Source organism: Bradyrhizobium shewense (assembly GCF_900094605.1).
GTDB lineage: Bacteria > Pseudomonadota > Alphaproteobacteria > Rhizobiales > Xanthobacteraceae > Bradyrhizobium > Bradyrhizobium shewense.
This window is the reverse complement of record NZ_FMAI01000034.1, coordinates 26,422-40,119: the sequence shown is the minus strand read 5'-3', so window position 1 is coordinate 40,119 and position 13,698 is coordinate 26,422. Positions and strand designations below refer to the sequence as shown.

Genomic DNA, 13,698 nt, shown 5'->3' with positions numbered 1-13,698 from the left:
TTTCTCTTTAGGTTGGTGTCAGCAACCCGACCCTACCGGCGAACCGCCGGTGACCACCGCAAAGCCGCCCGCCCGCTACGGCGTATGGGAGGGCGCGCGTGCGGACGGCTTTGCTCTATCGAGCTACACCACATCCGGGGACACGACCTACCGGAAAGCGCGTTTCTCGTCTGAATCCTGAATCCGAATGGGTAATCCAAGAGGTCCCCGAGCTACGCATTGTCGATCAGGAAACGTGGGATGCGGTCAAGGCGCGTCAGCAGACGCTCGCCTACGAGCCTTCAGCGCCTGGCGAGAACAAGCTTAATGATCGCCGCCGGCCCAGATACCTCTTCGCCGGCCTTGTGAAGTGCGGATGCTGCGGCAGCGGCTACACGATGATTTCGAAGGATCTGCTCGGCTGCGCAACGGCGCGCACCAAGGCAACGTGCAATAACCGCTTGAACATTCGGCGCGTCGCGCTGGAAGCGTGCGTTTTGAGGGGGCTAGACGCATCTCATGGAGCCCGAATCGTTCAAGGAATTCTGCCAGGAATTTACCCGGGAGGTGAATCGGCTGAGGATCGAGCGCGGAGCCGATATCGTGGCACAAGGGCGCGAGCTCGAGCGCACTGAGCGCGAGCTGGATAAGACGATTCAAGCTATCCTTGAGGGTGTGCCGGGAACGAAGTTGAAGGAGAAGATTGGTGCTCTGGGAGCACGCAAGGCCGAGTTGGCTGACCTCCTCGCGAACGCTGAGGAGCCGCCACCCCTCCTCCACCCGAATATGGCGGAAATTTACCATCAGCGCGTGGCCGCCCTGTACGAGAGCCTGCAAAGTGAGGGCGAGAGAGCCGAGGCGGCGGAGGTTTGCCGCACGTTGGTCGATCGGGTGACACTCGTCCCCGATGAATCGGTTCAGCCTCGTCGCACCGGCGGAAGGGTATCCAGCTCCCCCAGATCCCAATATAGGCCCGCCATAATCTCCAGGGCCTCACGCGCGAGCTCGATCGGCAGGTGCTCGTCGGCTGCGTGTTGGTGGCATCCAGGATAGGCATGGGGCACCCACAACGTGGGCAAATTTAGCAGGTTGGCAAAAATGTCGTTCGGAAGCGAGCCAGCAAAATTGGGCAAGACCGCTGGCGATTTCCGCGTCGTCCGAACGATCGAGGCTTGGGCCCATTTGGCCCAGGGATCCTCAGGATCGAGGCGCGTGGCGAGAAAAACATCATCCTCAGGGCTGGGCGTCACCTGGACCATGTCGAGACCGGCCTTCGCGAGATGTTGCCGCAGCGCCGGCACGACGTCCTCGCAATCAACGCCGACCACGAAACGGAGCTGACAGCGCGCCCAGGCGCTCGCGGGAATGGCATTGACCGGCGCCTGCGGATTTCCGCAACTGATAGCGAGAACATCAAATGAACACCAGCCATACACCTGCTCTGCCGGAGTCAGTCCCGGCTCGCCCCAGGCCGGATCGATCTCGGGTCCGTCGGGTCCCCCGTCAACGACACAATCGGCAAGCACCCGCCGGACGGAATCAGGCAGCTCACTTGGAAGCCATTCTGCGATCAGGATGCGGCCGGTCGGAGAGACGATCGCAGCCAGGGCATGCGCGAGCTGGATTGCGGGATCGGAAAGCAGACCTCCCCAATTGCCCGAATGATATGCGCTCTGGCGCGCATTAATTGAGATATCGAATGTAACACATCCCCGCGAGCCCAGGAATACTGTCGGCCGATGCTCGGACAAGCGCGGTCCGTCCGACGCAACGAAGATATCTGCGCACAGGAGCTTCTTGTGGGTTGTACATAGTTCGCGGAGGCCAGGCGAATCGACTTCTTCGCCCATTTCGATCAGGTATTTCAGGTTGAATCCGAGCCGACCTCTTGTTTCGAGCACAGCACGGAGGCTGGCAATGTTGATGACGTGCTGTCCCTTGTTGTCGGCGACACCACGTCCGTACCAGCGATCATTCAGCTTTGCGAGGCGCCATGGGGACCTTCCTGCGGCCCACGATCCGTCCATTCCCCGAACTACGTCGCCGTGCCCATATCCGAGCACTGTCAGCAATGATGGATCTTCTATGCGTTCTGCATAAAGGAATTGCGCGCCTGCAGCGGCCAAAACCTGGCAGTCACAGCCGAGCTCTTCAAGTATGCAGCGGAGCTGATCAAGATACTCAGCAAGCTGACGTTTTCGCTCCGGATTCTGACTCTCGGAAGGAATAGCAACGAGCCGCGAGAGCACAGTCTCGAAGCCCCCAGATTCCAGATGGCTTCTCGCGCGTGAGATTGCGTCGTTCCGGCTCATTAGGGGCAGCTCCTCGCAAGCCAAAGGCGGCTCAACGGGCAGCTGGAAACACCCGGGTATGCGCAGCATCGATCTCAATGCGGACGCGTTGACCGGATTGGAACAGCGGCCGTCCGGGGCTCACCGAAGTCCGAGCGGTCAATCGAATGCACCCCACCTGCACAAGCACGCTCTGGTTCGTGCCCGTGTAAGCAGATTCCAAAACGGTCGCGGTAGCGCGCTCGTCCGGTGTCAGGCCGATATACTCCGGGCGAACCGCCAGCAACCCTCGGTCGCCTGACGTCAGCACCTGACTGGCCTCCTGCACAACCTCGAGGCTGAGATCGGCGCTGCGGGCACAGATCTCGCCTCCAGCTTGCCGCAACTCAACCGGCAGAAAGTTCATCTCACCGATGAAATCCGCGACAAATGCAGTCGCCGGCTGCTCGTATAGCTCACGCGGTGTCCCACACTGCTGCAAGCGGCCTCGCTCGAGAACGGCAACGCGATCGGCCATGGACAGCGCTTCCTCCTGGTCGTGGGTAACGAAAATGATCGTGCTGCCGACCTCCTTATGGATCAGCTTGATCTCCATTTGGAGCTGCTGTCTGAGCTTGCGATCTAGTGCACCGAGCGGCTCGTCCATGAGCAACAGGGGCGGACGGAAGACAAGAGCGCGGGCCAGAGCGACCCGCTGCTGCTGCCCACCCGACAGCTGGCTTGGAAGTCGCGTGCCATATCCGTCGAGTGCAACGAGCTTCAGGGCTTTTGTGACCTCACGTTCGACGTCTCCGCCACTCAAGCCCCGGCGCCGCAGCGGATAGGCGATATTCTCAGCGATGGTCATATGGGGGAACAACGCGTAGCTCTGGAACACCATGCCGAAACCGCGACGATAGCTCGGAACATCATTGATCCGCACGCCGTCGAGCATGATATCGCCGGAGGAAGACACTTCGAACCCGGCGATCATCATCAGAAGAGTTGACTTTCCTGACCCGCTCGGTCCGAGCAAGGCAACGAACTCTCCTGGCTCTATCGACAGTGAGACGTCGTCGACCGCCTTGACCGGACCGAACATCTTGGTCAACGAGTTGACCGAGACGGAGCCACGTTGACTTTGCGACGTAGCTACACTTGCCGTTGCCCTTTCGCTCACCATTGCTGTGCTGACGCTCATTTCGGCCTCGTCTCGAATATCTTGCGCGGTATTGAGGTCAATCGCTTCCCACCCGAACTGGTCACCACGACGGACTCGCTGAAGGCAAGGCCAGCAGCGGATGTGTACATGTGAAAGACCATTCCTTCCTCGATGGCCCAATCCGAACGAGGCGTGAAACAGCGATATAAGTCACTCGTGTGCTGGGAAACGAGCGGAGCGGTACCAAGCGTGTACCCGGTGATATTATCGTAGCTCTCGCGCAATCCTGCCGCGACAACGCCTTCCCGCACGATGCGGTCGACATCAGCGGCAATCGCGCCTGGCCGGAGCGCGGCGATTTGGCGATCTTGGAGCTCGATTAGAGCCTGGGCTGCGGCTTGCTGCTCGCCGGTTGCCCGTCCCACGATGACCGATCGCATGATTCGTACCGTATAGAAGCGTAACCGCGGCAAGAGCTCGATATGAACGATATCGCCATCGACCAGCGGTCTCTCTGCGAGGAACCCATGCAGCGAATCCCAGCCCGATCCGACATTGAGAGGCCCAACAAAGCCATCGTCGAACCCAAGCCGATAGTAGGCCGCAGCGGCAGCTGCAGCGATATCACGTTGGCTCTTGCCGCTCGCCACCTCCTTGACAGTCGCCTCGAAGGCCGCATCCAAGAGTGAACCGGCCCGGGACATATGCGCAATCTCTTCCGGAGACTTGCATCGCCTGAGATCCCATCCCGAACGCTCAAGGTCAAAAAACTCGGTATCCGGCAAGAGCTTGCGAAGCGATTGGAGTCTTTGGATCGTGAACGAATTCGATTGAAACTCAGCGCCGATCCGGGCGGGCACCGAACTCCTTTCCCGCAAAGTGCTGACCAGCACCGCCAGCGGATCGTCCCAATCGCCAAACCCTACGATGTTATCCATCCACGTGCGCTGCCGCGCCGGGGGCATATCAAGCTTGCGCACCAGCAGGAACGGCTCGGACGATGCCGGCACAATGCACGCTCGCCAGAGGTTTTCGGAGACTGTATAGCCCGAGAGCCAGGACATCATCTCGGGCTCGTCAAAGATGACACAGTTAAGACGACGCTCTGCCATCAGTTTTCGGACGGCGTCACATCGACGCTTGTACTCCTCGACGGAGAAGGTGAGATCGCGGCTCATGGTCGATGCTCCGTTACGATTGCGAGACCTCGACCCAGATTGGGTCGAGAGGATTGCTTCAGGAAAGGCGCCATTGGCTTCCTCGTAGGGTGGACAATGCACAAGCGCGATCCATCGATCTGCTCAATGATGGAGGCTTTCCTGCGGGCGGCGACTTTGAACAACAGCGCTCACGAAGAGCCGCAGAAGCATCAGAAGCGCAAGCACGATGAGAAACAGAACGGCGATGACGGCGATCTGGGGACTGATTTCCAAGCGGATGTTGTCCCACATTCTCATGGGCAACGGCGTCGCGGTGGGCCCGCTCAGGAACAGACCGAACACAACGTCATCGAACCCCACGATGAACGCGAAGAGCGCCGCGCTCGCTAGCGTCGGCAACAGCAATGGAAGCGTCACCGTTCTCAGCGTCACGAGAGGGCTCGAGCCTAGGCTCGCGGCAGCGAGCTCCAGGGTACGATTGAAGCGCTTAAGCCCCGCGATCATGACAACGACCGTATAGGGTGCGCCAATGATCGTATAGCTGAGGGCAAATGCCAGCGGATTGCCGATCAGCGAGGATCCGGCGAGAGCGAAGAACAGGGAAACTGCGATTACGACGTGAGGAACAATCAGCGGGGAAATCAGGAGAAGATAGACAGGCACGCGCGCAGAGAACCGGTACCGCACGAGAGCGAAGGCGGCGGGTACACCAATCGCCACGCTCAGGAGAGCGGACAGTCCTGCCCATCTCAGGCTGAAGCTTAGGGCATCGAGCCATTGCGTATTCTTGAGCAAACTTGAGAACCACCGCAGTGAGTAGCCGGGCGGCGGAAAAGTAAGGTATGGTGCATCGCTGAATGCAAGAGGAATTACGACCACGAAAGGCAGCACCAGAAGAAGGAGTGTCAGCCCTGCGCTAACGTACAACGCGGGTCGGCCGACGACCGTCAAGGCCTCATGCAGCCTCATTGACGGGCCATGTAAAACCGCCGTCAGTCGCTCCAGGATCGGCCACCGCGCGGAGAGACCGGATGTCGACTTGCCGGCCAGGGGAATGTTATTATGCGGGCGATCGTCGAGTTCTTCCGCAATCCTCTGACGAAATACGAGAAAGACCGCGATCACCGTCAGCATCAAGATCGATGATTGGGCTGCGGCTTCATCAAAGTTGCCGAGAATCAGCACGCGCAGGCTAATGCCCTGAGCGATCAGATAGCTGTCAGGACCACCAAGAAGCTCTGGCGTAATATAGAAGCCGAGACTGGACAGAAAGACGAGCGTGCAGCCGCTAATCACGCCTGGCATCGAGGCTGGCAGTGTGACCCTCAAGAAGGCGTCGGTAGGAGGACTTCCGAGACTTTGTGCCGCTTTTGCAAGGCTTGGATTAACCCGTGCCAAGACAGCGTAGAGAGGAAAAACCATAAGCGGCAGCTGGATCTGTACCATGCCGATATAGACGCCGATCGAATTGAACACCATTTGCAGCGGCTCTGAGATAAGGCCAAGGTGCAAGAGGAGCTGGTTAATCGGCCCGTTAGGGCTGAGCAGGACGATCCATGCATAGGTCCTGATCAGGACACTCGTCAAATATGGGAGAGTGACAATAACAAGCAGAAATGCCGCCGGGCGCGGCGGGCATTTCGATATGGCATACGCGAGCGGATAAGCAATGAGCAAACAGACGATCGTCACGGTCGCTGCTAGGGCGATTGTCCTGAGGACGATCCATAGAAACGCCGGCGAGTTGGCGATCTCGATGTAGCTGTTGAGCGACCACGCACCATCGTGCCGCAGGCTCTTGAGCACGAGTTGCGCGAGCGGCACGACGTAGCCGACCGAGAACAGGATCACGACCGGCAAGAGAAGGAGGACTGGCACCAAGCGCACCCATCCTGAGGTGTCTCTCCTATGCGGCATGGCCAGACTCGCATCCACCATTTTGAGCTACCGTACGCCGGAAATCCAACGTTCCCATTGAGCAACGGCAATTTCATTGTTGGCCTTGCCGTTGGAGCTCACGGTGTTCCAGAATTCGTAGTCCTGAACGAACTGCAGCTTCCGTGCTTCGGGGGAGGTTGGCAGGAGCTTCGCCCGTTCAGACGGCACATGCTCGAATGCACGCGAGTTCGGTGGCGCATAGAGGATGTGCTGGACGAATTTCGCCTGATTTTCGGCTCGCGCTGAGAACGCGAGAAACTTGAATGCATTGTCCGCATTCTTCGTGCCTTTCAGGACCACCCAGGTGTCGTACTGCAGCATTCCCTGATTCCAGGTGTAGCCTATCTTGGCCCCCTGCTCGTTGGCTGCCGAAACCCGGCCGTTCCAGGCGCTACCGGCCGTGATCAACTTATCAATGATCATCTGCGGAGCTTCCGCGCCGGTGTTCCACCATTTCAAGATGCTCGGCTTGACCCGGCTGAGACTCTTGAACGCGCGATCCCAATCAAGTGGATAGAGCTTCGACGGATCAACACCGTCCGCCATCAGAGCAGCTTCAAACGTGCCGCCGTCCGAGGCCCAGGTTCCTGCCATGAGTGAACGCCGTCCCGCAAATTTTTGGGCGTCCCAGACATCCGCCCAAGAGTTCGGAGCATCGGAGGCAAACTTCGACGCGTCATACGCAATGAACAGCGAATAGATGATCGCGGGCACAGTGAACTTGCCGACCTTGACCGGACTGAACGCGCCGAGGTCTGCCTTTTCGAAGTAGCCATAGTCGATCGGAAGCAGAAGATTGTCCCGCTCGAAAGTCGGGGCCTTGCCGCCAGGAAGAATCGTCACGTCATATCGGGGAGCGCCGGCCAACACGCTCGCTCGGACGGCTCCCGTGTCGGTCCGCGGTTGAGCTATGACCTTGATGCCGGTCTCTTTCTCGAACGGCTCGAAATAGGCGATCCGCTTGGCCTCGCCCCAAGATCCGCCGCCGTCGTAGACCACGACCTCACCGGTGCCCTTCGGGATTTGCGCAATCGCGGGGGCGGGAAACAGCGAGCGGGCGGCCGCTAGTCCCCCGGTCAAGGCGGTGCCCTGAAGCAGCTTGCGTCTGACGATATCCACCATGCTCCACTCCGTTGTGTGCGGCCAATGCTTGCTCGATCCGGTTTTGCGCATATAATCTGACAAGCGGGTGGCTGAATCCGCCGTTCTGCGCCTCAAAATGCCAGAAAACTGCAAATTGAAATATTAAATGGCTGTCACGCGCACTGACCTCGATCGCCTCGATCTGAAGCTTCTCATGCTGCTGCAGGAGAATAATCTGCAGACCTCTGAGGAATTGGCAGAACGCGTGGGGCTTTCGCCGACTTCTTGCCTGCGTCGGCTCAGGCGATTGCGCGAAAACGGGGCGATCATGTCCGACGTCTCGATCATATCGCCTTCGGTCGCCGGCAAGCGGGTCACGTCGATCGTGCTTGTTGCGCTCGAGCAAGAGCAGCTCGACCTTCTGCACACCTTTAAAAATCGAATGAGCGCCTATCCTGAGGTTACCCAGTGCTACTACGTAACGGGTTCGGCTGATTTCATTCTGGTCGTCAACACTGCCTCTATGGAGGAATATGGGGCTTTCACTGAGCGGGCATTCTTTCCCGACAAGAACATCAAGTCGTTCAACACATATGTGTCGATGCAGACGGTCAAGTTCACCACCCGCATCAATCTTGACGTATCCTGACTGGCCGGGCCCTGTTCATGCCTTTTCGTTTCCGCTCCAAACCGATAGGTCGGTGGGCCCTTCCGTGGCAAAGAGCAGAACCTTGGCGGACTGATCGAGGCCAAGTCTCTTTCTGTCCTTCTCTTCGGCCGCCCTTAAGAGGCCTGCCAATCCCGCCGCTCCCGACTCTCCAACGCGAAGACGCTGATCGCCTGAAATGCCCTCATTAAGCAAACGTACCGCGTCCGCGGCCTCTTCATCCGTTACCGTGATGTAGCCGCTGGTCAGCTCTTCGATGATCGGCCAGACCAACAACGATGGGCTTTGGCATTCAAGCATCGACATGTTCGTCGCAGGCCCAGGCGGGAGCCGCACGGGCATCTTGGCTCGGGCGCTTTCGTAAAGGCATGCCGACCGTTCTGGCTCGACCATCCAAAGATGGGTATCGCGCCCGAATAGACCCCGTGCCGAGCCATGGCCGAACACGCTAGCTGCAAGACCTCCCACACCAGCCTGAACCAGAACATGCGTAAACGGCTTTGACTGTCTTGCCGTGGCCGCAATGATTTCATCGATCAGTATCGCATACCCCTGGACCACAAACGTGCAAGCAGTGTCGTCCTCCCCGGGGCCGACCGTATCCGGGACAGCGATCCAACCGTCCTGCGAGGCAGCCTTGGCCGCAGCCTCGACCGAGTCGTTATAGTCTCCGGCCACGCGCACGATCGCAGCGCCGAGCCGCGAGATATGAGCGGCCCGCTCGTCGCTCACGCCGGCGTGGAGATATACGACCGCCCGCGCTCCGATGAGCCTCGCTCCGGCCGACACCGAACGGCCATGGTTGCCGTCCGAAGCACATGAAAATGTGAGCCCTGAAAGCATAGATCGCACGCCCGGCTCCGCGAACTCTGCAGGCAGAATCGAGCGTCCAGTCCGCCTCTCAACGTGCTTCATTGCGAGTTTCAGCACTGCGTAGGCTCCGCCGAGCCCCTTGAAGCTGCCTATGCCAAGCCGCTGTGTCTCATCCTTGATCCAGATTTCGCCGAGACCCAGCTTTTCGGCGGTACGCGGCAGAGAAATCAGGCTGGTCGGTGCATAGCGCGGGCAGGCCTGAAGGAGGCGGAGGGGCTCATTTCCTGCGTTGCGGTCGCACCACCAAGGAGCCTGTTTTAAGCCGGGTGAACGATTGCGCAGCAGAAAGGGCCGATGATTGGCAAGCGTTTCCGACGGAGTTCCCGCGGGCTTCGAGGTGGGTACCAAGGTCATCCTCCTGGCAAGCAAGTACGATCCTCTCGGACCGTACTTTGCCAACCCGTGAGGCCGTTTGGCGCAATCTATGAAGCCACAAATGACGGATTTTGGCATTGTGGGCCTTAAAATGGCGGGTTTGGGCCCTTCTGTCAGGCATGTTTCCAGAGATGCTGATCGAAGACGGGTAGTGCCTGCGAATCTGTCCATCTACCTCGTCGCGAAGAAGGGACTTCAGGTGCATAATATTCGAAAGCAAACTGCAAGCTCGATCAGCGATCTTTCCGATGCCGACGTCGTTCGCTTGCGAGCGGATACGCCCGGCGTTGCACACCGAATCCACTTTAATAATGCCGGCGCTGCGTTGATGCCGAGCCCCGTCGTCGATGGCATGGTCGCATACCTCCGGCGCGAAGCCACAATCGGCGGCTACGAAGCGAGCGCCGAAAGCACGGCGCGTTTGGAGGGCGTATACGATAGCATTGCTCGACTAGTCGGCTCAAAGCGCGAAGAAATTGCGTTGACTGAGAATGCCACTCTGGCATGGCAGCGCGCCTTCTATTCGCTCCGCTTTGGCCCTGGCGACCGAATTCTCACCACCTCCGCAGAGTTTGCGGCAAACTATGTTGCGTTCTTGCAGGTCGCCCGCCGTACGGGCGCACGGGTCGAGGTTATACCCGACGACGCCGATCAGGTTCTGGACCCGGAGGCGCTCGAGCGAATGATTGATGAGCGCGTAAAGCTGATCGCCATCACGTGGATACCGACCAACGGCGGCTTGGTGAACCCAGTGGAAACCGTGGGACGCATTGCGCGCACTTATAGTGTTCCCTACCTGCTGGATGCGTGCCAGGCTGTTGGCCAGATCCCCGTCGACGTCCACGCACTTGGTTGCGACATGCTGACGGCAACAGGTCGGAAATTCTTGCGCGGTCCGCGCGGAACCGGCTTCCTCTACATGCGCGACGATTTCCTAAAGGACATTGAACCGGCCATGATAGATCTGTTCGGCGCACCTTGGGTTGGACCTGAGCGCTACGAACTTAGATCGGACGCACGACGATTCGAGACGTGGGAAGCGAACTATGCGGCCCGGGTTGGACTTGGGGTCGCTGTCGATTACGCACTTTCAATCGGCATCGATAGAATCGAACGACGTTGCCGCCTGCTTGCGAACGAATTGCGCGCAGCACTCGGCGCAATCCCGGGAGTGTCGCTGCACGATCTCGGAGATCGTCCCGCTTCAATCGTCTCCTTCACCGTTCGCAACGTGGGGGCACGCGAGGTCATGCGTCGGTTGGCAGCAGGGAAAATTAATGTGTCAGTCTCACCACCAACAAGCACCCCGTTAGACGCAACGCGCAGAGACCTTCCTGATATCGTTCGCGCATCGCCGCACTACTACAATACATTCCAGGAGGTCGAAACTCTCGTGTCGGCTGTCCACCGAATATGCACTTGATGGTAGCGTTCCCGAGGCTGGCTAGTCGGACGCATCGGCGCTCAAAACTGGCTCCCATATAAGCGAGTGGCTCCGCTCGCGGGGCTTGAGGCCGCCAGATTAAGACGGCAGTTTCCCATTCAACCGCCGCTGACAGGATTGGCTGTCGTGGGAGAGTCCTTTGGCAAGTCCTTCACGGTCGTTGAGGCGACCGGTGATGACGGTGAAACGCAGGTTTGGCTCGCCGTAGCAAAGCCCAGCCAAGCGCTGACGCTGGTCCTCTCCGCCGTTCCTGAAGGATGGACTGCGGAAGTATTGAGTGTCGGCCTGACACCCAAGCAGCAGCGGATGTTTGAGGAGCTTAACCTGGAACCCGGGGATGTTCATAGGTTGGACAAGGCCTAAGAAGGCTTCCACCTTTCGCTTTCAGCCCTGTTCGCGGCCTTGAGCCGGTCTCCAATGTAGTCGGAGATTTCGCCAATCTCAGCCTGCAAATCCGCTTCTGAAATATCCTGCCCCTTGGCAGCCTCGACTAGACGCCGCGAGAGTTCCGCCACATCCTGCGAGGCGCCGGCAGTCCGATACTGCTCGACAGCGTGGATACTGTTCTCGGTCCAGAAATCTATAAACTCGCGAGCCTTGCTCACCGTATCCCCTTACGCGGTCCTTAGAGCGTTAGCGCTGGGCGACAAATAGAGCAAGAAAAACGCGCCACTCTCGCGAGCGAGGCGCTATAAAAGGCGCGTAGAAACCGGTTGGTCGTACCCTGTTGGTGCTACCGCGCGTGGAAACGCGACTTCATTGGGAGACGGGTCGGCACTTTTGTGTCGGCCCGTTTCTCGTCAATCCGCTTCCGGCTATTCAGCCGCCTGCGCGAACATCCCGTCAGCCGACTCAGCCAGAGACAGGCGTGCGGCGTCCTCCCGGAGGCTCTCACAGATACGATCAAGCCACTCAGGCTCATAGGGCAACTCATCAAGCAGCAGCAGGGCCTTCCGTGCCTCCCTCGGCCCGAGATTGGGTTTCACCTAATCGAGTATGTCCACCATTGCCTCAGCCTCAGCGGCCTTAGATGTCGCGACTTGGCGATCTGATGGGCTCAGAGACGGATCAACCGCGTGGGCCTGATTGGCTGCAAGCACCGCAAGCGCTTGCGACCGCAGGGACGTGATGTGCCGCTCGAATATGTGCATCCATTGGTCCGTACTGCGCCGATGGATTTGAGCCGCTAACTTCGGTGGCCAGCCCGTCCTCGAAGACTGAGGCTGGCCACCTTTGCTCCCGAGAGGCTCAAATTCCCAAGGGGTGCGATCAAGGAGTATCGCTGAGAAGGACTGGAAGCACCTACCAGAATTGGCGGCCGGTCGAATTGACTGCCCCGGTCTAAGCTAGTGCCTCAGGCTTGCAGATTTGGGAGAGACTCAAATGGCCAAACGCGCACGCATTCGTTACGCCAACAAGACGGACCAAAAGAATCCTCACGAAAGAATAACACATGTCGGCGGAGTAAACCCCGATGGAAAGCCGTGGAAGCGGTCCATCGACCAGGTTGTCAAAGATATCGAGAGCGCCGAATGGGAGTTCTATGTCGAAGAAAATGGACGCAGGGTTGGTGTGGTTTGGACCACGCACAACGGGCACAAGTACATCAAGACAACGGCCGACGACATTCAACCAGACAATGTTCTCCCGCTCCTAGCCGAGTGCCCCGAATGATCTCAATCACAAAACCGTAGGCAGCGCGGGCGCGACTCGGCGCCGGTCAGCTGGGAGGGATCGGACGCTGTCCCCACCACGCCTGCGCTGCCAGTGAAGTTAGCGGCAACGTGACTCGGCGCTTGAAAGTGGACTGATGAGCGCTGTCCCTGCCACCCACCGCTAACTTCAATACGGCCAGCCTTCCGTCTGGTGGCAAAGCTGACCGCGCTCGCTCCCGAGAGGCCTAAATTCCCAAGGGGCCACCAAAGCAAAATCGTCGAAAAGTACCGGAGGGCACCTACCCGCACCAGTGGGTTGCCGCATCCCCGCGTGCCTGTCATATTAAACGCTCGGCCTGCAACTGTTCGAGCTGGCTCCGCTCATAGGAGTAACCGCCGTGCCTAGGACGGAAGTCGTAGCGGCAATCCAAGCATTCACGGACTACGTCCGTAGGCCAAGCCAGACACCGGCAGAAGACACGTAGGGGCCACAGCGAACTGAAGAACAGCTGGCCGATTGGCGATCCGGGGTTGAAGTTATCGGCTCAAAATGGATGCGGTGGCGGATTGCCCTCTTTCGACCTTATACGGATCCGAGGCGCTCAGACGCGAGATGGGGACAGATTTTCCCGCAACGCCACCCGCTTTACTTAACCGTGTAGCGGACGCATTTTTACGCCGTGGTTCGGCGGATGCCGGACCCTTAATCAGGACGGAGCCGAGATGATGCCTAGCACATTCTCGCTGCACAAGATCGGCGAAGCTATACGCGACCTCGAAGAAAAAGTTGCTCACGGTGCAGAAATCAGCCGCGAGGAGCTCGCGAGCGGCATTCTGCGGATTACGAAGCGTCTTCGAGATGAACTCGAAGCCGCGCTCAAGGTAATCGATAGCCTCAAGGATCACACCGGGCTCACGGTGGCAGCCGCGCGACCTAAACAGCGGGAACGTTAGCGGCCACGTGACTCGGCGCTTTGAAGTGGACCGATAAAGCGCTGTCCCTGCCACGTGCCGCTAACTTATCAGCTTCAAGCGGGGGCAAGAAGCTGACAGGGGTGTATTCTCCGGACGAATGCCCTAGAGCAACTACCA

Annotated in this window: 13 protein-coding genes; 6 read left to right on the top strand and 7 right to left on the bottom strand. The window is 58.9% G+C overall.

The features are described 5' to 3' along the window. Positions 1-377: 377 nt before the first annotated feature. Positions 378-614, top strand: a complete 237-nt coding sequence (locus tag GA0061098_RS46535) for a hypothetical protein (RefSeq protein ID WP_245323881.1) — start codon at positions 378-380, stop codon at positions 612-614. Between the two features lie 282 nt (positions 615-896). On the opposite strand, the gene GA0061098_RS37725 is transcribed toward GA0061098_RS46535, so the two are convergent. The 5 genes from GA0061098_RS37725 to GA0061098_RS37705 all read right to left on the bottom strand — a co-directional run bounded on the left by GA0061098_RS37725 (position 897) and on the right by GA0061098_RS37705 (position 7,631). Then, positions 897-2,291 carry a M20 family metallopeptidase gene (locus GA0061098_RS37725; RefSeq protein ID WP_091966428.1) on the bottom strand — a complete coding sequence of 465 codons (1,395 nt, stop codon included), beginning with the start codon at positions 2,289-2,291 and terminating at the stop codon, positions 897-899. 31 nt (positions 2,292-2,322) lie between these two features. Then, positions 2,323-3,450 (bottom strand): ABC transporter ATP-binding protein, encoded by a 1,128-nt coding sequence (locus GA0061098_RS37720; RefSeq protein ID WP_091966395.1) that lies wholly within the window; start codon positions 3,448-3,450, stop codon positions 2,323-2,325. Next, complete coding sequence (locus GA0061098_RS37715; RefSeq protein ID WP_091966394.1) at positions 3,447-4,589, bottom strand: M24 family metallopeptidase; 1,143 nt, start codon at positions 4,587-4,589, stop codon at positions 3,447-3,449. Before GA0061098_RS37715 ends, GA0061098_RS37720 begins: the two co-directional genes overlap by 4 nt. Positions 4,590-4,712: 123 nt before the next feature. Continuing rightward, a complete protein-coding gene (locus GA0061098_RS37710) occupies positions 4,713-6,449 on the bottom strand; it encodes an ABC transporter permease subunit (protein WP_245323879.1) in 1,737 nt (578 codons plus the stop codon). A gap of 66 nt (positions 6,450-6,515) precedes the next feature. Further along, positions 6,516-7,631 carry an ABC transporter substrate-binding protein gene (locus tag GA0061098_RS37705; protein ID WP_165637858.1) on the bottom strand — a complete coding sequence of 372 codons (1,116 nt, stop codon included), beginning with the start codon at positions 7,629-7,631 and terminating at the stop codon, positions 6,516-6,518. 127 nt (positions 7,632-7,758) lie between these two features. Between GA0061098_RS37705 and GA0061098_RS37700 the strand changes: the two genes are divergently transcribed. Next, positions 7,759-8,241 (top strand): Lrp/AsnC family transcriptional regulator, encoded by a 483-nt coding sequence (locus tag GA0061098_RS37700; protein ID WP_091966391.1) that lies wholly within the window; start codon positions 7,759-7,761, stop codon positions 8,239-8,241. Between the two features lie 15 nt (positions 8,242-8,256). On the opposite strand, the gene GA0061098_RS37695 is transcribed toward GA0061098_RS37700, so the two are convergent. Beyond that, a complete protein-coding gene (locus GA0061098_RS37695) occupies positions 8,257-9,480 on the bottom strand; it encodes a diaminopropionate ammonia-lyase (RefSeq protein ID WP_208610719.1) in 1,224 nt (407 codons plus the stop codon). Positions 9,481-9,568: 88 nt separating this feature from the next. Between GA0061098_RS37695 and GA0061098_RS37690 the strand changes: the two genes are divergently transcribed. Then, a complete protein-coding gene (locus tag GA0061098_RS37690; protein WP_430649291.1) occupies positions 9,569-10,930 on the top strand; it encodes an aminotransferase class V-fold PLP-dependent enzyme in 1,362 nt (453 codons plus the stop codon). A gap of 147 nt (positions 10,931-11,077) precedes the next feature. Then, positions 11,078-11,314, top strand: a complete 237-nt coding sequence (locus GA0061098_RS37685; RefSeq protein WP_091966424.1) for a hypothetical protein — start codon at positions 11,078-11,080, stop codon at positions 11,312-11,314. Here the strand turns inward: GA0061098_RS37685 and GA0061098_RS37680 are convergent. Further along, complete coding sequence (locus GA0061098_RS37680; protein WP_091966389.1) at positions 11,311-11,556, bottom strand: hypothetical protein; 246 nt, start codon at positions 11,554-11,556, stop codon at positions 11,311-11,313. The two genes, GA0061098_RS37685 and GA0061098_RS37680, sit on opposite strands and share 4 nt — an antisense overlap. A 778-nt stretch (positions 11,557-12,334) precedes the next feature. Here GA0061098_RS37680 and GA0061098_RS37670 point away from each other — a divergent pair. Both GA0061098_RS37670 and GA0061098_RS37665 read left to right on the top strand, forming a co-directional pair. Next, the gene (locus tag GA0061098_RS37670) at positions 12,335-12,625 is read left to right on the top strand and encodes a DUF3892 domain-containing protein (RefSeq protein WP_091966388.1); all 291 of its coding nucleotides are present in this window, start codon (positions 12,335-12,337) and stop codon (positions 12,623-12,625) included. Positions 12,626-13,332: 707 nt separating this feature from the next. Beyond that, the gene (locus tag GA0061098_RS37665) at positions 13,333-13,560 is read left to right on the top strand and encodes a hypothetical protein (RefSeq protein WP_245323870.1); all 228 of its coding nucleotides are present in this window, start codon (positions 13,333-13,335) and stop codon (positions 13,558-13,560) included. Positions 13,561-13,698 lie beyond the last annotated feature (138 nt).

Coding starts and splice junctions, on each gene's coding strand:
- GA0061098_RS37705 (WP_165637858.1), bottom strand. CDS start 7,631: ATGGTGGATATCGTCAGACGCAAGCTGCTTCAGGGCACCGCCTTGACC.
- GA0061098_RS37690 (WP_430649291.1), top strand. CDS start 9,569: ATGACGGATTTTGGCATTGTGGGCCTTAAAATGGCGGGTTTGGGCCCT.
- GA0061098_RS37715 (WP_091966394.1), bottom strand. CDS start 4,589: ATGAGCCGCGATCTCACCTTCTCCGTCGAGGAGTACAAGCGTCGATGT.
- GA0061098_RS37700 (WP_091966391.1), top strand. CDS start 7,759: ATGGCTGTCACGCGCACTGACCTCGATCGCCTCGATCTGAAGCTTCTC.
- GA0061098_RS37665 (WP_245323870.1), top strand. CDS start 13,333: ATGCCTAGCACATTCTCGCTGCACAAGATCGGCGAAGCTATACGCGAC.
- GA0061098_RS37725 (WP_091966428.1), bottom strand. CDS start 2,291: ATGAGCCGGAACGACGCAATCTCACGCGCGAGAAGCCATCTGGAATCT.
- GA0061098_RS46535 (WP_245323881.1), top strand. CDS start 378: ATGATTTCGAAGGATCTGCTCGGCTGCGCAACGGCGCGCACCAAGGCA.
- GA0061098_RS37720 (WP_091966395.1), bottom strand. CDS start 3,450: ATGAGCGTCAGCACAGCAATGGTGAGCGAAAGGGCAACGGCAAGTGTA.
- GA0061098_RS37670 (WP_091966388.1), top strand. CDS start 12,335: ATGGCCAAACGCGCACGCATTCGTTACGCCAACAAGACGGACCAAAAG.